Annotated in this window: 19 protein-coding genes; 11 read left to right on the forward strand and 8 right to left on the reverse strand. The window is 35.1% G+C overall.

All coding sequences use genetic code 11. The features are described 5' to 3' along the window. Window positions 1-11: 11 nt before the first annotated feature. The gene (gene rpoD, locus NYR30_RS10545; RefSeq protein ID WP_302501014.1) at window positions 12-1,889 is read left to right on the forward strand and encodes an RNA polymerase sigma factor RpoD; all 1,878 of its coding nucleotides are present in this window, start codon (window positions 12-14) and stop codon (window positions 1,887-1,889) included. A 67-nt stretch (window positions 1,890-1,956) separates the two neighbouring features. Here the strand turns inward: rpoD and NYR30_RS10550 are convergent, their stop codons facing one another. Genes NYR30_RS10550 through NYR30_RS10560 form a run of 3 tightly spaced genes read right to left on the reverse strand, consistent with a single transcriptional unit; the run spans window position 1,957 to window position 4,639 of the window. After that, on the reverse strand, window positions 1,957-3,225 hold the full coding sequence (locus tag NYR30_RS10550; RefSeq protein WP_302501017.1) for a TRAP transporter large permease: 1,269 nt from the start codon (window positions 3,223-3,225) through the stop codon (window positions 1,957-1,959). Further along, a complete protein-coding gene (locus NYR30_RS10555) occupies window positions 3,219-3,677 on the reverse strand; it encodes a TRAP transporter small permease (protein WP_302501019.1) in 459 nt (152 codons plus the stop codon). Before NYR30_RS10555 ends, NYR30_RS10550 begins: the two co-directional genes overlap by 7 nt. Then, window positions 3,674-4,639: a TRAP transporter substrate-binding protein gene (locus tag NYR30_RS10560; RefSeq protein ID WP_302501021.1), complete on the reverse strand. Its 966-nt coding sequence runs from the start codon at window positions 4,637-4,639 to the stop codon at window positions 3,674-3,676. Before NYR30_RS10560 ends, NYR30_RS10555 begins: the two co-directional genes overlap by 4 nt. A 400-nt stretch (window positions 4,640-5,039) precedes the next feature. Between NYR30_RS10560 and NYR30_RS10565 the strand changes: the two genes are divergently transcribed. From NYR30_RS10565 to NYR30_RS10575, 3 genes are read left to right on the forward strand one after another with little or no spacing between them, the layout of a single operon-like run. Continuing rightward, a complete protein-coding gene (locus NYR30_RS10565) occupies window positions 5,040-6,008 on the forward strand; it encodes a TRAP transporter substrate-binding protein (protein ID WP_302501023.1) in 969 nt (322 codons plus the stop codon). A 20-nt stretch (window positions 6,009-6,028) separates the two neighbouring features. Next, window positions 6,029-6,514: a TRAP transporter small permease gene (locus NYR30_RS10570; protein WP_302501025.1), complete on the forward strand. Its 486-nt coding sequence runs from the start codon at window positions 6,029-6,031 to the stop codon at window positions 6,512-6,514. Between the two features lie 6 nt (window positions 6,515-6,520). Continuing rightward, window positions 6,521-7,825, forward strand: coding sequence for a TRAP transporter large permease (locus tag NYR30_RS10575; RefSeq protein ID WP_302501027.1), 1,305 nt, complete (start codon window positions 6,521-6,523; stop codon window positions 7,823-7,825). Between the two features lie 90 nt (window positions 7,826-7,915). Here the strand turns inward: NYR30_RS10575 and NYR30_RS10580 are convergent, their stop codons facing one another. Then, entirely contained in the window at window positions 7,916-8,221 is a 306-nt protein-coding gene (locus tag NYR30_RS10580) for a hypothetical protein (RefSeq protein ID WP_302501029.1), read from the reverse strand. Window positions 8,222-8,593: 372 nt separating this feature from the next. On the opposite strand from NYR30_RS10580, the gene NYR30_RS10585 reads away from it, so the two are divergent. From NYR30_RS10585 to NYR30_RS10610, 6 genes are all read left to right on the forward strand, one after another. Then, window positions 8,594-10,459 (forward strand): PTS mannitol transporter subunit IICBA, encoded by a 1,866-nt coding sequence (locus NYR30_RS10585; protein WP_302501031.1) that lies wholly within the window; start codon window positions 8,594-8,596, stop codon window positions 10,457-10,459. A gap of 55 nt (window positions 10,460-10,514) precedes the next feature. Then, the gene (locus tag NYR30_RS10590) at window positions 10,515-11,669 is read left to right on the forward strand and encodes a mannitol-1-phosphate 5-dehydrogenase (protein WP_302501033.1); all 1,155 of its coding nucleotides are present in this window, start codon (window positions 10,515-10,517) and stop codon (window positions 11,667-11,669) included. Between the two features lie 20 nt (window positions 11,670-11,689). Continuing rightward, window positions 11,690-12,193 carry an MltR family transcriptional regulator gene (locus NYR30_RS10595; RefSeq protein ID WP_302501035.1) on the forward strand — a complete coding sequence of 168 codons (504 nt, stop codon included), beginning with the start codon at window positions 11,690-11,692 and terminating at the stop codon, window positions 12,191-12,193. 342 nt (window positions 12,194-12,535) lie between these two features. Beyond that, window positions 12,536-13,924, forward strand: a complete 1,389-nt coding sequence (locus NYR30_RS10600) for a glycoside-pentoside-hexuronide (GPH):cation symporter (protein WP_066108182.1) — start codon at window positions 12,536-12,538, stop codon at window positions 13,922-13,924. 21 nt (window positions 13,925-13,945) lie between these two features. Next, window positions 13,946-14,896 (forward strand): glycoside hydrolase family 43 protein, encoded by a 951-nt coding sequence (locus NYR30_RS10605; RefSeq protein WP_302502482.1) that lies wholly within the window; start codon window positions 13,946-13,948, stop codon window positions 14,894-14,896. A gap of 87 nt (window positions 14,897-14,983) precedes the next feature. Then, a protein-coding gene (locus NYR30_RS10610; RefSeq protein ID WP_302501039.1) for an IS3 family transposase occupies window positions 14,984-16,313 on the forward strand; the annotation gives its coding sequence in 2 pieces (ribosomal slippage) (window positions 14,984-15,444 and window positions 15,443-16,313; 1,332 coding nt in all). An 82-nt stretch (window positions 16,314-16,395) separates the two neighbouring features. Here the strand turns inward: NYR30_RS10610 and araC are convergent. The 4 genes from araC to NYR30_RS10630 form a co-directional block, all read right to left on the reverse strand. Further along, entirely contained in the window at window positions 16,396-17,283 is an 888-nt protein-coding gene (gene araC / locus NYR30_RS10615) for an arabinose operon transcriptional regulator AraC (protein ID WP_302501041.1), read from the reverse strand. Window positions 17,284-17,391: 108 nt separating this feature from the next. Continuing rightward, entirely contained in the window at window positions 17,392-18,858 is a 1,467-nt protein-coding gene (gene araA, locus NYR30_RS10620; RefSeq protein ID WP_066108191.1) for an L-arabinose isomerase, read from the reverse strand. A gap of 25 nt (window positions 18,859-18,883) precedes the next feature. Then, window positions 18,884-19,591: an L-ribulose-5-phosphate 4-epimerase gene (locus NYR30_RS10625; RefSeq protein WP_066112953.1), complete on the reverse strand. Its 708-nt coding sequence runs from the start codon at window positions 19,589-19,591 to the stop codon at window positions 18,884-18,886. A 9-nt stretch (window positions 19,592-19,600) separates the two neighbouring features. Continuing rightward, complete coding sequence (locus NYR30_RS10630) at window positions 19,601-21,280, reverse strand: ribulokinase (RefSeq protein WP_302501044.1); 1,680 nt, start codon at window positions 21,278-21,280, stop codon at window positions 19,601-19,603. 274 nt (window positions 21,281-21,554) lie between these two features. Between NYR30_RS10630 and NYR30_RS10635 the strand changes: the two genes are divergently transcribed. After that, window positions 21,555-22,577 (forward strand): arabinose ABC transporter substrate-binding protein, encoded by a 1,023-nt coding sequence (locus NYR30_RS10635; protein ID WP_082966155.1) that lies wholly within the window; start codon window positions 21,555-21,557, stop codon window positions 22,575-22,577. Window positions 22,578-22,597 lie beyond the last annotated feature (20 nt).

Raw genomic sequence — 22,597 nt, forward strand, 5'->3', positions numbered from 1 at the left:
GATGTCAAAATATGGATCAAAATCCACAATCACAGTTAAAACAATTAATTGCACAAGGCAAGGAACAAGGTTATTTAACCTATGCTGAGGTTAATGACAGCTTACCAGAAGACCTCGTTGACGCCGATCAAATAGAAGACATCATTCAGATGATCAACGACATGGGTATTCAAGTACTTGAAACTGCTCCTGACGCTGATGATCTTATGTTGAACGAAAATGTTACCGATGAAGACGCAGTAGAAGAAGCGACCCAAGTGCTTTCTAGTGTTGAATCTGAAATTGGTCGTACAACAGATCCTGTGCGGATGTATATGCGCGAAATGGGTAGTGTTGAATTATTAACCCGCGAAGGCGAAATTGATATTGCTAAAAGGATCGAAGAAGGAATTAATGAAGTTCAATGCGCGGTTGCAGAATACCCGCAAGCACTTGATCATTTATTACAACAATATGATTTAGTTGAAAAAGGTGAAGTCCGTCTTTCTGATTTAATTACTGGTTTTGTTGATCCAAATGCGGTAGATACCGAAGACTATTCTAAATTTATGAATGATGATGTCGGAGACGATGATGAAGATGAAATGTCTTCTTCTGGTGACAATGTAGGCGACAGTGATGATGACGAAGATAGCGACAATGATTCAGATAGCAGCTCTGATGGTGATTCAGATAACAGCATTGACCCAGAAGTTGCACGTGAAAAATTTACTGCATTAAAAGAACAACATCAAAAAACCGTTGAAGCTATCGAAAAATATGGTCGCGGTAATAAAAAAGCGAGAGATCAAATTACAGCGCTTTCAGAAGTATTCCAACAATTCCGTCTAGTACCAAAACAATTTGATCTTCTTGTGTTATCAATGCGCGATATGATGAAACGTATTCGTACCCAAGAAAGACAAATCCAACGCCTTGCGGTTGAATATGCCAAAATGCCAAAAGGTGCATTCCAAAAAGCATTTATTGGTCATGAAACAAATAATGTTTGGGTAGAAAAAGCCTTAGCTGCTGGCAAAAATTGGTCTGAAAAATTAAAAGACTATGAAAACGATATTCGTCATGCAATTGAATTACTTAAACTAATCGAACAAGAAAGTGGTTTAACCATCACACAAATCCGTCAAATTGGTGAAAAAATTTCACAAGGCGAATTAAAAGCACGCCGAGCAAAAAAAGAGATGGTTGAGGCTAACTTACGTTTAGTTATCTCTATTGCGAAAAAATATACTAACCGAGGATTACAATTCCTTGATTTAATTCAAGAAGGTAATATCGGTTTGATGAAAGCAGTAGATAAATTTGAATATCGTCGTGGTTATAAATTCTCTACTTATGCAACTTGGTGGATTCGTCAAGCAATTACCCGTTCGATTGCTGACCAAGCACGTACTATTCGTATTCCTGTGCATATGATTGAAACGATTAATAAACTGAATCGTATCTCTCGTCAAATGCTACAAGAAATGGGACGTGAAGCTTCTCCAGAAGAATTAGCAGAACGCATGGGCATGCCGGAAGATAAAATTCGCAAGGTATTGAAAATTGCCAAAGAACCTATTTCTATGGAAACTCCAATTGGTGATGACGATGATTCACATTTAGGTGACTTTATCGAAGACAATACTTTAGAGCTTCCTCTAGATTCTGCAACAGCACAAAGCTTAAAAGTAGCAACACACGAAGTGCTAGAAGGTCTAACACCTCGTGAAGCGAAAGTGCTAAGAATGCGTTTTGGTATTGATATGAATACCGACCATACACTAGAAGAAGTGGGTAAACAGTTTGATGTAACACGTGAACGTATTCGTCAAATTGAAGCCAAAGCATTACGTAAATTACGTCACCCAAGCCGTTCAGAAACATTACGTAGTTTCTTAGACGAATAAGCGAACAAAAAATCAAAGCATAAATAAGGTCGAGTGAAATACTCGACCTTTTTCTAGTTATATACAATTACATAGATAATCTTGGAATCCATAAAGAAAAATTAGGAAACACTATCATTAATGTAATTACAATAAACACTATTGATAAATATGGTAATAAATACTTTAATGTTTTATCCAATTTAACTTCTGCAATCCCCATTGTTATAAACAACACACCTCCCACAGGAGGAGTAACACCTGCATATACTAAGACAACAATCATAATAATTGCGAATTGTATAGGATCAATTCCATACTGATACGCTATTGGCATTAATATCGGTGCCACAATAATAGTAGCTGCAATAGTTTCAATAAACATACCAATAAATAGCAAAAAACCAACCAATAAAAATAATATAATGTATGGATTGTCTGTGATACCAGTTAAGAAATGAATAATAATTTCTGGAAGGCGAGTAAACGCAATTATCCAAGACAACACAGTAGCTCCTGAGATAATCAGAGTACACATCGCTGTCATTGCTGCAGCATTTATGATCGCTTTTTTTATACCTTGAAAAGTCAATTCTTTATGGTAAATACCGACAAATATGGAGTAAATAACTGCGATTGCTCCTGCTTCTGTTGGTGTAAAAAAGCCTGCCAAAATTCCACCAATAATAATAAATGGCATAAATAAAGCTAAATACGCAGATCTAAATGCTTGACATAATAATTCCTTTGAAGCTTTCTTTTCCCCTCCTAAATTAAATTTTTTAGCATAATAGAATGTAACAATAACCAATCCTATCGCTATCGCAATTCCAGGAATAACACCTGCCAAAAATAAATCTTTGATAGAAAGTCCGGTCAAAGAAGCAAAAATAATTGCCGTCAAACTTGGAGGAATAATAGGGCCTAATGAACCAGCAACTGCTTGAAGTACAGCACTCATTCCAGCAGGATAGCCATTTTTTTTCATGGAAGGAATCATTAAAGAACCTACAGCAGCAGTATCAGCTGCTGCAGATCCTGAAACACCAGCAAATACTACAGATGTTGAAATATCTATCATGCCTAATCCACCTCTAAAGTGCCCAACCAAGCATTTTGACAAATAAATTAATCTCTTAGATATTCCCCCGTGTTCCATCAGTTCACCAGCTAACATAAAAAGTGGAATAGCTAGCAAAGAAAATGTATTTAATCCAGAAAATAGCCTTTGTGAGATCAATGTAAGTGGAAGATCATTAGAAGTAATAGCTATTACAGCACTTAGTCCCATAGAAAAAGCAATAGGAACACCCAATAAAATTAAAATAAAAAAAACTATAAATGCTACAATTAACATGGTTCCTTGCCTCTACGTTCTATTAATAATCTCATCTGTTCTATTAGCATCAATATTCCACCTATAGGAATGGCTAAATTTATTAGCCACATTGGGACATTTAATAGTGGCGATAAAACACTAATATTATTAATACACAATTTATATCCAAAATATATTATTAGGCTTATATATATAATAGATATAATATCGACAATTATGTATGGTATATATCCTAATTTTCTCCCTAAGAAGGATAATAAAATATCGAATGTGATATTAGCACCTTTTGCTACAGTAATACTGGCAGAAACCCATGCTAACCAAATAAACAAAAATCTGGACAACTCCTCTGTCCAAGCAAATGGAGTTGTCGTAAGAAATCGAGAGAAAATACCTAATGAAACTGTAATAACTAATAAAGAAAATAAAAAAATGATAAGCCACTCTCTTAAATAATTAATCAACTTCATTGAGAAATTTCCTTATATAATTCTTGTAAATTATATTTATTAATAAAGTCATTAACCATACCTGCAGTTTTCTCCTTCAGAAGAGTTAAATCGACACTATTAAAAATTACACCTTTATCTACTAAATAATTTCTCCACTTCTGATCTGTGTCATGGCTCTTAACATAAAAATTGTCTACTGCATAACTAACTGCTTGGGCAATCCATTCTTTTTCTTGTTTACTTAATGACTGATATTTAGATTCGCTTATATTCAAAGCAGTAAATGTCATAGCATGTTGTGTTTCATACCAGTTTTTAGCAACTTCATTAATTTTAATAGAACTTAAAAATTCAGGATTACCTTCCATACCATCAACTACACCTGTTTGTATTGCAGTATAAGCTTCTCCAGATGGAATAGGATTTGGAGTTGCTCCAATATGTTTGATTGTATCTACTAATGTAGGAGAATTAGGTGTTCTAATCTTAATACCAGAAAAATCATTACTGCTTTTTAGCGGATTTTTCAAAATAATATTTCGATATGCTACAGGCTGTATACTAAGAAGCCTTACACCAGATTTAACAGTAATTTCATCTATCATTGGTTTCATAATATTTGATGAAAAAAGCTTCTTAATTGTATCCCTATCCTTAAAAATATACGGTAAATCCAGTATACCTATTGGAGGATAATAAGATCCAATAATACTTGTATCTGAAATAGACATATCAACAGTGCCTAATTTCATTCCTTCAAAAAGTTCTACTTGCCCTCCAAGTATTCCATTGGGATAAATATCAACCGTTAAATTTCCACTTGATATTTCCTTCAATTTTTCAGAAAAATCTGATACCAAAATATGATTAACATTATCTGTCGTCATATGATGTGCTAATCTTAAAACTGTCGCTGACACATTAGTGGAAATCAAAGTTACCCCCATTACCAGCAATGATTTCATAGTCATTTTTTTCATAAAAAATCTCCTTTATTTCAGGCAAGATAAGAATCACAAACAGCTTCCACATAGTAATTTTTATGGAATTTAAATTTCATAATATTAAAAAAAAAAACAAAAATTCTGTTAACAAGATCACAATTTAAAAATAAAAATTTATTTTTTCTTTATCAATAGATGAAGATCTTATGAAAACTTAGCTAGTTTATTTTTAAAAATCAATAATATAAATACTTTTGTAGTTAAAAACTGATAGATTAACCATTTTTTATAAATGTGAACACGATCAAAAAATGAAAAATTAATTCTTTAATAAGCAATTAATAAAATATATATTTCGATTACAAATTTCTAATTATCCACTTAAGATTGAAATTTGTAATATCCATATCACAGTTCTTTTCATAAGGAGATTCATATGTTCAAGTCATTATCACTCACAATAGCTTGCTTAGCCTTAGCAGTAACAAACTCTTATGCAGATAAAATCACACTAAAATTAGCTCATGATCTGGATCGCAATCATTCAGTCAGCAAAGCATTTGATCATTTCGCAAAAGATGTAGCTAAACTATCCAATAATGAGATTAAGATTCGTATTTATGGAAATGGTCAGATGGGTGGGGCTAGAGAAACTATGGAACTCCTCCTTGAAGGAGGACTTGATATGACAAAAGGTTCTAGTAACTTGGAATCATTTGCTGATATTTATAAAGTATTTAGTCTTCCATACCTATTTCGAGATAAAAAACATCATGATGCAGTAGTCTATGGTGAAATTGGTAGAAATATTATGCAGTCAACGCAAGATAAAGGATTCTTTGCATTAGCTGCTTACGATACAGGAACTAGAAGTTTTTATTCCAATAAAGATATCGTTAATCCATCAGATCTCAAAGGCATTAAAGTTAGAGTTCAACCATCACAAACTAGCATTAAGATGGTTGAATTAATGGGAGGCTCGCCTACTCCAGTATCCTTTAGTGAAATCTACACTGCTTTACAACAAGGAATCATCGATGGAGCTGAAAATAATATTCCTACTTGGGTTAATGCACGACATATAGAGTTAGTCAAAGTTTATTCAGAAGATGAACACACTTCTGTACCTGATTTTCTTGTGATTTCGACAAAAAGTTGGAACAAATTAGATGAAAAACAAAAGGAAATTATTAAACAGGCTGCTCGAAACTCTGAATTATGGCATGGAGATGTATGGGCAAAAGAAATGAAACAAGCCAGAGAAGATGCTATTAAATTAGGAGGAAAGATAGTTAAAAGTAATAAAGATGAATTTAAAAAATTAGTTCAACCAATTTATGATGAATATAGGAAAGATCCCGAAAATGCTAAATTATTAGATCTAATTGACAATGCAGGAAAATAAATTTTAGAAAGGAGACCATCATGTCTAAACTAACTCTATATCTCAATAAACTTATTGAGTTTATATTAATTCTATTGATGGTCTTTTTAACTCTATGTGTAATCTGGCAAGTAATTAGTAGATATATATTGAATTCTCCTAGCACGATTACAGAAGAGTTATCAAGATTTTTAATGATTTATACATGTTTACTTGGAGCAAGCTATGCAGTAGGTAAGCAGAAACATCTATCTATTGATCTTATATTCTCATATCTTAGCCCACATAAAAAAGATATGTTAATAATCATTATAAATATTATTATCGCTCTTTTTTCTATCATTATATTCTATGGAGGATTTACACTTACCAAGAATACTTTTAGTAGCTTACAAACATCACCTGCCTTACAGATAAAAATGGGATATATTTATATGATATTACCTATAAGTGCATCAATTATATTTTATTATTCTATCTGTGAAATTATTAATAATATCAAAATACATAAAACTAATAAGGAGTAAGAAATTATGGAAGGTTATATTGCATTTGTACTATTTGCTAGTTTCTTCTTATTAGTATTTATAGGTCTACCTATTTCATTTGCCATTGGTATCGCAACTACATTATCTATGATTCTAATGTTTCCTGTTGATACTGCAATTTCTATCATTTCCCAAAGATTAGCAAACGGAATAGATAATTTTGCACTCCTTGCTATACCATTTTTCATACTTTCTGGAAATCTAATGAATCATGGTGGTATCGCTATCAGATTAATCAATTTTGCAAAAATATTGATTGGTAATAAACCTGGTTCTCTATATCATGTAAACGTACTAGCTAATATGATGTTTGGTTCTATATCCGGATCTGCCACAGCATCAGCTGCTGCAGTAGGTGGAACTTTAGTTAAAATCCAACAGCAAGAAAAATATGATCCAAATATTTCAGCCGCTGTTAATATATCATCTTGTATATCTGGCTTACTAATTCCTCCTTCAAATGTATTGATTGTTTATTCATTAACTGCAGGAGGAATATCTGTTGGCGCATTATTTGTGGCAGGATATATACCAGGAATATTGATGGGACTTTCTGTAATGGTGGTCGCAGCTTTACTATCAAGAAAAGCATTTAAAAATAAAAGCTCTGAAAAAATAACATTTCATGATTTTTTAGTTTCTTTTTGGCAAGCATTACCAAGCTTATTACTTGTTGTCATTGTTGTCGGGGGTATAGTTATTGGAGCTTTCACAGCAACCGAAGCCTCAGCAATTGCCGTATTGTATACTTTTATACTTTCTGTCGTTATATATCGAACAATCCCATTAAAACAATTACCTTCATTACTATTAGAATCTGTCATTATGACTAGTGTAATCATGTTATTAGTTGGATTTTCTGTTGGGATGTCATGGGCAATGACTAATGCAGATATACCTTTCTGGATCAGTGAATCCCTATTAAATATTTCTGATAATCCATTCACGATCTTAATGATCATTAACATAATTCTTTTAATTGTGGGAATATTTATGGATATGACCCCTGCAGTCCTTATTTTTGCTCCGATTTTTTTACCAATAGTTCAAGATCTTAACATTGATCTAATTCATTTCGGCATCATCATGGCTGCTAATTTATGCATCGGACTATGTACACCTCCTGTAGGGACAGCTCTCTTTGTTGGTTGTTCTGTTGGTGAGGTCAAAGTACAAAATGTAATAAAACCACTACTACCTATGTATCTTGCATTATTCATTATTGTAATGCTTATTACATATGTACCAGGACTATCGCTATTCTTACCAAAATTATTTGGGTTAATATAGATTAGGTAATGCTAAGAATTATATAAAAAAGGCCTCTGATCCCTTATGGAACAGAGGCCAAGAGGCACTACAGGAATAATATTTTATTTTTTATGCTGCTACTTTAGGTTCTACATGTGCTCCTTTTTTAAGATGTTCTTGCTTTCCTACTTTCTTAGCAATCAAATGATGTTTCACACCTTTTTCTTGCTTAGCTGCACTAATATGCTTTCTTTCCATAGCCATAGGCTTTTTCGCTTCAGGATTTAATTCATGTTTCGGCATGATTTGTTCTGCTTTAGCTTTAGGTTCTACTTGATGAGGTAAATCCCCAGCTGCTTGTGCAACACCAACAGTTGCCATCGCAAAAACAGAAACTAACAATGAACTAACAAGCATTTTTTTATTAACTAACATAATTGAATACTCCTTATAGAGTGTTTTTGTTTTTTTATGAACGGAAACCGTTCGCCTTCATGTGGCGCATCTTAGTCCTGAATAATTAGCCGAAAATGAGTAACTACACCGATTTATTTCAAAAGAAAAAATAAATTTGTATCTTTTTTAGCCATAGCTCTTATAGGTTATTTTTAATACCGCAATAATGTGATCTAAATCACATAAAAAATCAAACACATACAATATTGTGATATATATCACATTTATTAAAAAGTTGTAAAAAAATTTTATTTGAACCGCATCACATTTTTGAGATCAAAAATTTCTCGTTTTTAAAACTATGTGTTAATTTTTGCACGAAATTTCTTCTCCATTATTGAGGATCAAATTATGGCTTCTACACAAACAAAATTACGCATACAAAATTTTGGTCGTTTCCTCTCCAATATGGTAATGCCAAATATCGGGGCATTTATCGCTTGGGGATTTATCACTGCACTATTTATTCCAACTGGTTGGATTCCTAATGAAACTCTAGGAAAACTTGTTGGACCAATGATCACTTACTTACTACCATTATTAATCGGCTACACCGGTGGACGTTTAGTAGGTGGCGATCGTGGTGCTGTTGTTGGTGCAATCACTACTATGGGTGTTGTTGTCGGTTCAGATATCCCAATGTTTTTAGGTGCAATGATTGCAGGCCCGCTTGGTGGTTTCGCAATCAAAAAATTTGATAAATGGGTAGATGGCAAAATCAAAAGTGGTTTTGAGATGTTAGTAAATAACTTCTCAGCAGGTATCATCGGTATGATTTGTGCATTAATTGCATTCTTAGCCATTGGTCCAGCAGTAAAAACATTATCTACTGCACTCGCAGCAGGCGTTGATGTTCTTGTTAAAGCAAATTTACTACCATTAACTTCACTTTTTGTTGAACCTGCAAAAATCCTATTCTTAAACAACGCAATTAACCATGGTATTTTCTCACCATTGGGTATTCAACAATCACAAGAATTTGGTCAATCTATTTTCTTCTTAATTGAAGCAAACCCAGGCCCAGGTTTAGGTGTGTTACTTGCTTATATGTTATTTGGTAAAGGTTCTGCAAAACAAACTGCAAGTGGCGCTGTAATTATTCACTTCTTCGGTGGTATTCATGAAATCTACTTCCCATATGTATTAATGAATCCACGTCTTATCCTAGCAGTTATCGCTGGCGGTATGTCAGGTGTATTAACACTTACTTTAACTCATTCTGGTCTTGTTGCTCCAGCTTCACCAGGTTCGATTTTTGCTGTATTACTTATGACGCCAAAAGCTTCTATGTTCGGCGTAATTCTTGCCGTCATTATTGCTTGTGCAGTGTCATTCGTGATCGCATCATTCTTCTTAAAACTACAAAAAACGGAAGGTTCTTTAGAAGAAGCGACAGCGCAAGTTAAAAATCTTAAAGCTGCACCAACAACAAATGTGAATCATGTTGAAATCAACTATGCTGGTTTGAAAAAAATCTTTGTTTCTTGCGATGCCGGTATGGGTTCAAGTGCAATGGGTGCAAGTATGCTTCGTAAAAAAGTGAAAGAAGCTGGCTTATCAGTTGAAGTAGCAAACTGCGCTATTAACGACTTACCTGAAGATGCTCGTTTAGTTATTACCCACCAAGACTTAACTTTACGTGCTAAACAACATGTTCCAAATGCAGTACATCTTTCATTAACCAACTTCTTAGATAACAAATTCTATGACAGCTTAGTTAATGAATTAAAAGCAGAACTTAATGCAAAGCCAGTACAGGCAACAACTGAAAGTGCCACGAAAGAAACTTTCGCCTTAGCTGCTAACCAAGTATTTTTAGGATTAAGCGCAGCAACTAAAGAAGAAGCTATCCGTTTTGCTGGTGAACAACTTGTTAAAGGTGGTTTCGTACAACCAAGTTATGTTGAAGCAATGTTAGAACGTGAAAAACTTGTATCTACTTATCTTGGTGAAGGTGTTGCGGTACCTCATGGTACTATTGAAGCAAAAGATGCTGTATTGAAAACCGGGATTGTATTCTGTCAATATCCAAATGGTGTTCGTTTCACTGATGAAGAAGATGGCGTAGCAAAATTAGTGATTGGTATTGCTGCACGCAATAATGAACATATCCAAGTGGTATCTGCAATTACCAACGCATTGGATAGCGAAGAAGCAATCAACACTCTCACTACTACAGGCGATGTAGAAAGAGTGCTAGCATTACTTAAAGGTTAATATGAAGTAAGAACGTAGTGTAACCACTACGTTCTTTTTATTTAGGAGAATTAGAATGAAAGCATTACATTTTGGTGCAGGTAATATTGGACGTGGTTTTATTGGTAAATTACTTGCTGATGCAGGTATCCACGTTACCTTCGCTGATATTAATGAAACAGTAATCAATCTATTGAATAAACAACAATCATACTCGGTAAAAATTGTTGGTGAAGGACAAAATAAAATCGAGATCGTCAAAAATGTTGATGGACTCAATTCAGCTAATCAAGATCAATTGTTAGCCAAAATCCAAGAAGTCGATCTGATCACTACCGCAATCGGCGCAGGCGTATTAAAAATTATCTCTAAATCATTAGCGCAAGGTTTATTGGCACGTATCCAACAAGGCAATACCAAACCATTAAATGTGATTGCTTGTGAAAATATGGTTCGTGGAACTACCGCCTTAAAAGAACACATTTTCGCGCATTTATCCGAAGATGAACAAAAACTCGTTAGTCAATATGTTGGTTTTGTTGATTCAGCCGTAGATAGAATTGTGCCACCAATAGAAGCTAATGCAGAAGATCCACTACAAGTCACAGTTGAAGAATTTAGTGAATGGATTGTCGATGAAACTCAATTCAAAGGCGAAATTCCTAATATTCCAGGTATGGAACGTACTGATAATTTAATGGCGTTTATCGAACGTAAATTATTCACGCTCAACACTGGACACGCTGTAACAGCTTATTTAGGGAAATTAGCTGGCTATCAATTTGTAAAACAATCAATTGATGACGAAAATATCAAGCAACAAGTAAAAGCAGTAATGCAAGAAAGTGGTGCTGTATTAATCAAACGTTATCATTTTGATCCTGTAGCTCATGAGGCCTATATTGAAAAAATCCTCAAACGTTTTGCAAATCCATATTTACAAGATGATGTTGATCGTGTTGGTCGTGAACCTTTACGCAAACTCAGCTATAATGACCGCCTTATCAAGCCATTACGAGGCACTTTGGAATACCAATTACCTCATAGCATGATTTGTAAAGCAGTAGCCGCAGCATTATGTTATACCAACGCTAATGATCCACAAGCCGTAGAACTGCAACAAACCCTTGCAGAACAAGGCGTTATTGCAACTTTAACTAAATATACTGGCCTTGACGACCAAGCGATTTTTGCTGAAATTGCACAAGCATATGCTGCATTAAAACACTAATTGTTTAGGAAAGGGTCTAAATGATCGAAGAAAAACTTAATGAAGTTACCACTGCACGCGGTTTAATTATTGCAGCAGTAACCATTTTTGATGAAGCGATTGATCATTTAATTAATAAGGTTTTTCGTAAAACAGATTTTGTGGTTGAATCCGTTATTGAATCACTCTTTGAACATTCAGGCCCTTTATTCGACTTTAAAATACGTCTTAAAGTACTTTTAGGCTTAGGCGTTATTTCCAAAGAAATTTTTGAAGATATTAATGCCTTTATCAAATTAAAGGAAATCATTAACAATCAAGAACAAGAAGCCTCTTTCAGTGATCCTATGTTCTTGAAATTTATCCAACAGTTACATTGCATTAAAGAATCTTTATTTATAAAAGATCCTATTCCCGATCCTAATGCAACAGATTCACTATTAGAACAAGTCAAAATTATCCGTTGGGAAAAAATGATTCGTTCCTATTTAATTCTTTCTATTTTGCATATTAATGAAGCGTTGCAAATAGAGAGTCCTTTGTAATCCATTCTACTATCCAGCAATATATTCTTGTATATTCTCAGCATATTTAGCAAAGTTTTTATGTTGAATAGAAGATTGCCTATATTTAGATTATTACATTATTCCGCATAGATTGGATGAATATATGGACTATTCTGCCGTTCATTTTTTCTGTGATCTAGATCTCTTTTTTTTCATTTCCTATTTTCTTAGGATAACCCTCGAAAATAATTCGCGAATTAATTACTAGGCTGTTCAATATTATTTTTATCTAAGGTAGCAAAATAAATATCAGTACATACAACTGATATTAATCTTTAGCCATTCTTAATGATAAAAATATGATCTACTAAGGATATTTTTATGGATCAAAATAAACTTTCAATAAAAGAAAAAATTGGCTACGGCATGGGAGATGCTGGATGTAATATTATTTTCGGCGCCATCATGTTATTCGTGAATTATTTTTACACCGATATTTTTGGTCTAGCTCCAGCATTAGTTGGTGTATTACTACTATCTGTCAGAATTATTGACGCAATCACCGACCCTATTATGGGTGCCATTGCCGATAGAACACAAAGTAAATATGGTCGCTTCCGTCCTTATTTATTATGGATAGCATTTCCTTACGCTTTGTTTAGTGTGTTAATGTTTACAACTCCTGATTGGAGTTATAACAGTAAAGTGATTTATGCTTTCGTCACTTATTTCCTTTTATCCATTACTTACACCGCAATTAATATCCCTTACTGTTCTCTTGGTAGCGTGATTACTAACGATCCAAAAGAACGTGTTGCTTGTCAATCTTATCGTTTTGTTTTAGTTGGTATCGCAACATTATTACTCTCACTTACATTATTACCAATGGTGGAATTTTTTGGTGGCGATGACAAGGCTAAAGGTTATCAAATCGCGATGACTATTCTCGCCTTTATTGGTATGTGTATGTTCCTTTTCTGTTTCGCGACAGTACGTGAACGTATTCGTCCAGCTATTCCAACCAATGATGATTTAAAAGCTGATCTTAAAGATGTTTGGAAAAATGACCAATGGGTAAGAATTTTACTGTTAACACTCTGTAATGTTTGCCCTGGTTTTATCCGAATGGCAGCAACTATGTACTATGTTACTTGGGTAATGCAACAAAGCGCACATTTTGCAACTTTATTTATTAGTCTAGGTGTTGCAGGAATGATGGTAGGCAGTATGTTAGCGAAAGTATTGACTGATCGCTGGTGCAAATTAAAAGTCTTCTTCTGGACTAATATTGTATTAGCAATCTTTTCATGTGCATTTTATTTCTTAGATCCTCATGCCACAGCATTAATCGTCGTACTTTATATCTTATTAAACATCCTACATCAAATCCCATCACCATTACATTGGTCATTGATGGCAGATGTTGATGATTATGGTGAATGGAAAACTGGAAAACGTATTACCGGCATTAGTTTCTCTGGTAACCTATTCTTCCTCAAACTTGGACTTGCTATCGCTGGTTCTATGGTAGGTTTCCTTCTCTCTTGGTATGGCTATGACGCAAGTGCCACAGCCCAAAGCGAGTCTGCTCTCAATGGTATCATGCTACTATTTACAGTAATTCCTGGTATCGGTTATCTCATTACTGCTGGTGTAGTAAGACTCTTAAAAGTAGATCGCGAATTTATGAAACAAATTCAAATCGACTTAGAAAAACGTCGTAATAATTATCAAGAACTTAACGAATTGCATACACATAAAGCTATTTAAACCAGAGGTATTACATAAATAATTACCTATCCAAATCCATTTATTGAACAACGTGCTGATCCCTTTATCTTACAAAAAGATGGTTATTATTATTTTATTGCTTCAGTGCCAGAATATGATCGTTTAGAAATACGTCATGCTGATTCATTACTAGGTTTACGCGAGGCAATTCCTACCGTAGTTTGGCGTAAGCCTGCATCTGGTCCTATGAGCCAACTTATTTGGGCACCAGAATTGCACTATTTAGCAGGAAAATGGTATATCTATTTTGCGGCAGCACATACTCAACAACTAGATCACCTTGGTATGTTCCAACATCGTATGTTTATACTTGAATGCAGCGATGCAGCCCCTTTAACAGGCACTTGGATCGAGAAAGGTCAAATGAAAACTCAGTTTGATACTTTTGCATTAGACGCTACGACATTTTCTCATCAAGGCAAACAATGGTATCTCTGGGCGCAAAAAGATCCTAATATTCCAGGGAACTCTAATTTATACCTTTGTGAAATGGAAAATCCATGGACACTAAAAGGCTCACCTATGATGCTTAGCCGTCCAGAATATAATTGGGAATGTCGCGGTTTTCTAGTTAATGAAGGACCTGCAGTATTGAAACATGGGGATAAACTATTTATTAGTTACTCCGCCAGTGCTACTGATGAAAATTATTGTATTGGCTTACTCTGGATTGATATTCATGCAGATCCTTATGACATCACTAATTGGCACAAATCACCAACACCTGTATTCCGTACCAGTTATGAAAATCATCAATATGGTCCAGGACACAATAGTTTTACCAAAGATAGTCATGGTGAAGACGTTTTAGTGTATCACGCACGTAATTACACCGAAATTGTTGGAGATCCGCTCTATGATCCTAATCGTCATACACGTTTAAAATTAATTAAATGGGACGAAAATGGAATGCCTAATTTTGGTGTTCCACAACCAGATACAACGGCATAAAATTATCCACGAAAAAGCCCTGCTCTCTTTTGATCTGTACCCTAAAAGTTGGACTGATTATCCAACAAACAGAGGTGCAGATTTTTTATGACTAAATATACCCAAGCTTTTAAACAACAAGCCATTGATTTTTATGTTAAACATCACGAAAGTTTGTCATTCACTTGTCGTACTTTTCACATTCCGAAAAGAACATTAAGACGTTGGATTGCTCAATTTCGACATTCAGGTAGTAATGGCTTAGCTATCCTTCATACTAAGAGAACGTATTCTCCTGACTTCAAATATCAAGTCATCCAAACCATCCAACGGGATAAATTGAGTCTAGAAAGCGCTAGCCTGCATTTTGGTATCGCAAATTCTAGTGCGATTAGTCAATGGTTGAAAAGTTTTCAGCAATACGGTATAGAGGGATTATTACCTAAACCCAAAAGACACACTGCAATGAAAAAAACACGTTATGCCAAAATGCCGCCACCACCGAAAACAGAAGAAGAACGTTTACGCTTAAGAATCCTAGAACTAGAAACGGAGAATGCTTACCTAAAAAGTGTCAAGCATTAGACCAAGAAAAAGCGAGGAAAAGGCTGCTATCATCCAAGGATTAAGAGTACAGTATCCCTTAACCCTCTTGTTAGTTTATGCAGAATTAGCAAGAAGTACTTTCTTTTATCATTTACAGGGCAAAAGCAAGCCAGTGGATAACAATAAGTCCATCAAAGAGCAGATTATTGCCATCAAACGGCAGCATCCCCATTATGGTTATCGTCGTGTCACGAGGCAGTTAGATAAGGTTAATCATAAACGGGTGCAACGTCTGCTCCAAGAGCTAGGATTACAAGTAAAAAGGAAACCGCCACGAAAATATTCTTCCTATCAAGGGCAAGTGGGCAAAATTGCACCGAATCGCTTACAACGAGATTTTCGTGCTACCCATCCAAATCAAAAGTGGTTGACGGATATTACCGAGTTTAATGTTAATGGCGAAAAACTCTATTTTTCCCCTATTTTGGATTGCTATAACAATGAGCTGATTGCCTATCAATGGAGTCGTCATCCAAATAGTGATTTAGTGAACCGAATGGTACGCCAAGCGATTACCCGGCTCTCTGAAGGCGACACGCCAATTTTACATTCAGACCAAGGCATACAGTACCAAATACCGAGTTACCAACACTTATTGGTTGAACATCACATCGTACAAAGTATGTCAAGGAAGGGAAATTGTCTAGACAATGCAGCAATGGAGAGTTTCTTTGGACGAATGAAAGTGGAGTGCTTTTATGGAAAAGTGTTTCAGACGATTGCAGAACTTGAAGCGGCTATCAAAGATTATGTTCGCTATTATAATGAGGAGCGTATACAATTGAAACTAAATGGACTGAGTCCGGTACAATACCGACTTCAGTCCATCTGATTATTGTCTAACTTTTCGGGGTCAGATCATTTGCAGGGCTTTTTCAACATTATTTACTACTAAGCTAAAAATAAAAATACTACTAAATCAATTCATCTTTTAACTCTACTTCACTATTTTCACTTCTATTTTCTACAAAACTCTCACGAAATACTTTAGGACTCACACCAACTTTCTTCTTAAAAACCCTTGAAAAATACAGAGGATCTGTAAATCCGACATTACGTGAAATAGCACCAATCGGTATATTAGTTGTAAATAACAGCTGCTTCGCATAATTAATTCGCTGATCATCCCGCCATTTTAAAATGGACATCCCCATTTCCTGACTAAATAAATGAATCAATCGAGAAGGCGATAAATATACATGAGCAGCAATTTCATTAATACTATAATCTTGTTTTATATCATCCATCATATAATTAATCGCTTGCAAAATTCTAGCATCAATTTTTCTTGAAAAACTTGCTGGTTGCAGACGCTTACAACGAATTAACAATTGTTCTAAATAATTTTCTGCTAATTCTGTAGAATAAGATTGTGTCGATTTACTTTGTTCCTCAACATCAATAAATAATTTTTCAATACAGTGATAAGATTGCTGATCAATATTTCTGGTTAATAAAATTCCATCAATATTTTCTTCCCATTGCAAAAAGTCTTTCCAATATCCTCTTGGACGGAAATAAATCCAACGGTGATACCAACTCTCCATTTCTGGATGGCGTTGATAATTATGTATAATATGTGGTGGAAATAGAATTAAATCGCCTTTTTTTACTGAGAAATATTCTTTTCCTGAATAAATATATCCCATACCTTGTGTAGTAAGATTTAATATATATCCTTTCATACCATTTGGTCGATCAATAATAAAATCCAGTATTTCACCTTGATGAATAGGTGTTAGCCCTGCTACCAAATGCAGATCAAATTTATATCCAGGCAATAAAGGATTATTATTTTCCATAATAGACAAACCTTCCCAATAATATGATTTAACTAAACAACAAAATGCATTTATCAGTAATTACTGATAAATGCATATTCTATACAAAATTAGGATGATGTATTGTTTTTATTTTAAAAGACGTTTGAACTCACGAATTTTTGTATCTTCATCAATAACTACCATCTCAACATTAGCAATGTCGGCAAAATTATCCAACATTTCTTGTGTAACTGCTTGAGAATAAGTTGAGTGGTGAGCTGCACCAGCATAAATCCACGCTTCCCCAGAAACAGCAAGATTTGGTAATGGCTTCCATAATGCCCTTGCTACTGGGAGATGAGGCATATCTTCTGGAGGAGTAACAGTTTCAAGATGATTACTCACAAAACGGAAATGATCGCCTAAATCAATTAAAGAAAGATTGATCGCTCTACCCGCTTTTCCAGTAAACACAAGACGAGCAACATCACATTTACAACCTATAGTATGCAAATGAATTTCAAGACGAGGGCGAGCTGCAGCAATTGAAGGACAAACTTCTAACATATGGGCACCAAGCACCTGATCTTCTGCAGAGAAATGATAGGTATAATCTTCCATAAATGAAGTACCACCAGGTAATCCTTTAGTCATTACCTTCACTATTCGGGTCATTGCGGCTGTTTTCCAATCTCCCTCACCACCGAAACCATAGCCTTTATCCATTAAACGTTGTGTCGCTAAACCAGGAAGATTTGTTAATCCAACAAGATCTTCAAAATTATTAGTAAATGCCTTACAACCTTTTTCTTCTAAGAAACGTTCTAAACCAAGTTCTAAGCGAGCTTCTTGTTGTAAAATTTGACGTGATGCTGGTGTTGTTAGCAGCTCTTCTGCAACTTCATATTGTTGGCAATACTCTTCAATAAGTTTCTCAACATCTTCATCACTAACAGCATTTACGACTTTTGCTAAAGCACCAACACTATAAGCGTTAACCTCAAAACCAAATTTGATTTGTGCTGAAACTTTGTTACCTTCTGTCACTGCAACTTGACGCATATTATCGCCAAATCTAGCAACTCTTAAATTCTGAGCTTCATTCCAACCAATCGCTGCACGTCCCCACTGATCTAATGCATAGTGCACAGTAGGATTTTTCCAATGCCCTACAATAACTTTTCTATTAATACCTAAACGGGTACAAATAAAGCCAAATTCTCTATCGCCATGTGCACTTTGATTGGTATTCATAAAGTTCATATCAATGCTATTCCATGGCAAAGCAGCATTAAATTGAGTATGCAAATGGACAAATGGTTTATTTAAACTTTGTAATCCTTTGATCCACATTTTTGCTGGCGAAAATGTATGCATCCATAAAATAATACCGACGCAATTTTTATCATTATTTGCTGCTAAACAAAGATCATAAATTTCAGTTGGGCTTTTTGCTGTTCCTTTATAAACGATCGGCATGGAAATTTGTTGGCTTTGGTTAAAATTCGCCACGATTTCTTGGCTATCTTTATCTACTGTGGCAAGCACCTCTTCGCCATATAATGTTTGTGAACCAGTGATAAACCATAATTGTTGTTGATAAATTTTTTGCATAAATGTCACCTTTTATCTTGCTCTGTCATTTTTGTCCATAATAGGCATCGCTACCATGTTTTCTAAAATAGTGTTTATCAAGAATATGTTGATCAATTCTTGTTAACTCTGGATTCAGTAATTTGCTAAATAAAGCCATCTTGGCCACTTCTTCTAAGACCACTGCATTATGTACCGCATTATCAGGTGAATTACCCCAGGCAAACGGCCCATGCTCGCTGACCACAATCCCTGGAATAGCTAAAGGATCTTGTTGTTGAATAGTTTCAATGATCACTTTCCCTGTGTTTTTCTCATAGGCTTCTTTGATTTCTTGCTCTGTTAATGCACGACTACATGGAATATCGCCATAAAAATAGTCCGCATGTGTTGTTCCTAACGCAGGAATTGCTTTTTTCGCTTGCGCCCAAACTACCGCGTAAGGTGAATGTGTATGAACAATGCCCTTGATCTCTGGATATTGGCGATAAAGTTCTATATGCGTTAATGTATCTGAAGATGGTCGTAATTTACCTTCAACCACATTACCACTGAGATCCACTACTACCATACTGTCTGCGGTCAACTTGTCATAATCAACGCCACTTGGTTTTATCACCATAAATTGACGATCTTCGGTAATCCCTGAAACGTTTCCCCATGTAAAAGTAATCAATTTATATTTAGGTAATGCCATATTGGCTTGATAAACCTGTTCTTTTAAATAACTGATTTCATAACGATTAAAAGTCATAACGTTGTCCTATTTCTCAGTTTGAGCCGCAGTTGCCATAATGATTTCTTCCATATAATTACCAAACATAAGATATTGTTCATATCTTTCTCGGTAATAACGGCTTCTTTCTCTATCTGGTTGATATACTTTGATAAATTTACTTGACATCGCCTTTTGAGCGCTAATGCTATCGGTATAAACACCAGCAGCTAATGCAGCGAAAATCGCAGCACCTAATGCACAACATTGGTCTGATTTAACAACGGCAATTTCCGTTTCCATCACGTCACTACATAACTGCATAATACTTGCTGATTTTTTTGAGATACCGCCAATAGCGATAATGCGTTTAATCGTCATCCCTTGATCTAAAAAGCAGTCATTAATAGCTTTTGCACCAAACGCTGTTGATTCAACTAAACAACGAAAAATATCTACAGCATTGGTACCCAAGTTCATATTGACGATCGCCCCTTTTAAATGTTGATTAGCAAAAGGTGTTCTACGACCATTAAACCAATCTAACGCTAAAACATGGCTATCGGAATGATGTTCAATCAACTGGGAAAGTGTTGGTAATAAAGAAGAGGAAATATCCTGTAATTTTTCCTTAAGTTCAGGATATTTTTCTGCACCTAATTGAAGAGGCCACGCTAGTAATCGTTGATACCACGCATATACATCACCAAAAGCTGATTGTCCTGCTTCCAAAGCGACAAAGTCAGGTAATGCGCTACCTTCTACTTGACCACAGATACCTTCAATGAGTTTTCCTGTAACATCTTCTCTTTTCACCATCAAAATATCGCAAGTAGATGTGCCTATTACCTTCACTAAATCATTTTCTCTCGCTCCGGCACCGACAGCTCCCATATGACAGTCAAAAGCACCAACAGCAACACTAATGCCAATAGGTAAGCCTAATTTTTCCGCCCATTGTTGGTTCAATTTTCCTGCTTCTTGATCTGAGGTATAGACTTGTTTTGAATAATGCGCACGTAATGATTTTAAGGTTGGTGAGATCGCGGTTAAAAATTCTTCACTTGGTAAACCATCCCAATCAGCATGCCATAATGCTTTATGCCCTGCTGCACAGACACCACGTCGAATTTGAGTTGGTGCAATATTGCCGGTCAATAATGCTGGTACCCAATCTGCTAGTTCTACCCAAGTATATGCAGCCTTAGCAACTGCGCTATCTTGTTCATTAATATGAGCAATTTTTGCCCAATACCATTCTGAAGAATATACGCCACCAACATATCGCGTATAATCTGGAAACTCTCCCGAATGGGCTAACAGATTAATTTTTTCCGCTTCATCTATTGCAGTATGGTCTTTCCATAAAATAAACATAGCATTTGGATTTTCAGCAAATTCCGGTTTTAATGCCAATACCACACCATTTTCATCTACCGGAGCTGGTGTCGAACCTGTTGTATCAACACCAATACCAATAATATTATTTACAACGTCCTTGTTTACTGAAGATAATGCCTGTTGTACAGCTGATGTCATCGCATCAATATAATCCTGCGGATGATGACGAAATTGAGATATCTTTGCATCAGAATATTTCCCTTCCATCCATCTAGGATAATGACAAACACCACTGCCTAATTCATTCCCATTTAATACATCAACAATTAATGCCCTAATAGAATCTGATCCAAAATCTAATCCTATTACATATTTATTCTCTTCCATTTTTATAGTCCCATTAAGCTATTAATGCAGACCAAATAATCGGAATTTATCCCTATTTTTTCTATATCTATTTCTGTTATTAATATGGAATTTATTGCTATTAATTTTTTACTAATTTAAATAAAAAACCTTACCAAATCTCTCATAATTAATTTAATGGCTAAATATATGGACATTTCGGTCATAATTTTTTTTTGTGATCAAGCTCACTTAAAAAAAATATTTTTTTATGAAAAATGAAGCTCGACTATTTAATCACCATGAGGGAAATATCATGAAAAAAAGAACCTTTTTAAAAAGTATTTTAGCTTCTAGTTTACTTCTAGGTAGCTTATCTATTTCTATGAATGCATCTGCAGCACTTTTTGGTAAAAGTGATAATGAAAAAGTAAAAATTGGTTTCTTAGTTAAACAACCTGAAGAACCATGGTTCCAAACTGAATGGACTTTTGCTGATAAAGCTGGTGCAGATTACGGTTTTGAAGTGATAAAAATCGCCGTTCCTGATGGTGAAAAGACATTAAATGCTATTGATACTATCGCAGCTTCTGGTGCAAAAGGCTTTGTTATCTGTACCCCAGATCCAAAACTTGGATCTGCCATTATAGCCAAAGCGAAAGGATACGATCTCAAGGTGATTACTGTTGATGATCAATTCCTTAATGCTAAAGGTGAACCTATGGAAGATGTACCTTTAGTGATGATGGCTGCAACGGATATTGGCCGCCGCCAAGGTGAAGAACTTTATAAAGAAATGCAAAAACGTAAATGGGACATCGCTGAAACCGCAGTGATGGCTATTACCGCTGACGAATTAGATACCGCTCGTCGTCGTGTTCATGGTTCGATTGAATCCCTCACTAAACTAGGTTTCCCAGCAGAAAAAATTTATCGAGTACCTACCAAGACCAACGATATTCCGGGTGCATTAGATGCGGCAAATTCCTTATTAGTACAACACCCTGAAGTGAAAAAATGGTTAATTGTTGGTATGAATGACAATACTGTATTAGGTGGTGTACGCGCAACAGAAGGACAAGGTTTTAATGCAGATAACGTCATTGCCATCGGTATTAATGGTACTGATGCGAAAAATGAACTTGCTAAAGAAAAACCTACTGGCTTCTATGGTTCTTTATTACCTAGCCCAGACGTTCATGGTTACCATACTGCTGAATTACTCTACAAATGGATTACAAAAGGTGAAGCACCAAATCCAACTCACTTAGAAGTATCTGATGTCGTGTTATTAACACGTGAAAATTATAAAAAAGAGTTGGAGAAAAAAGGTCTATAACTTTATTAAATTCATTTCCT

It is taken from the genome of Gallibacterium salpingitidis (assembly GCF_030517105.1).
GTDB lineage: Bacteria > Pseudomonadota > Gammaproteobacteria > Enterobacterales > Pasteurellaceae > Gallibacterium > Gallibacterium salpingitidis.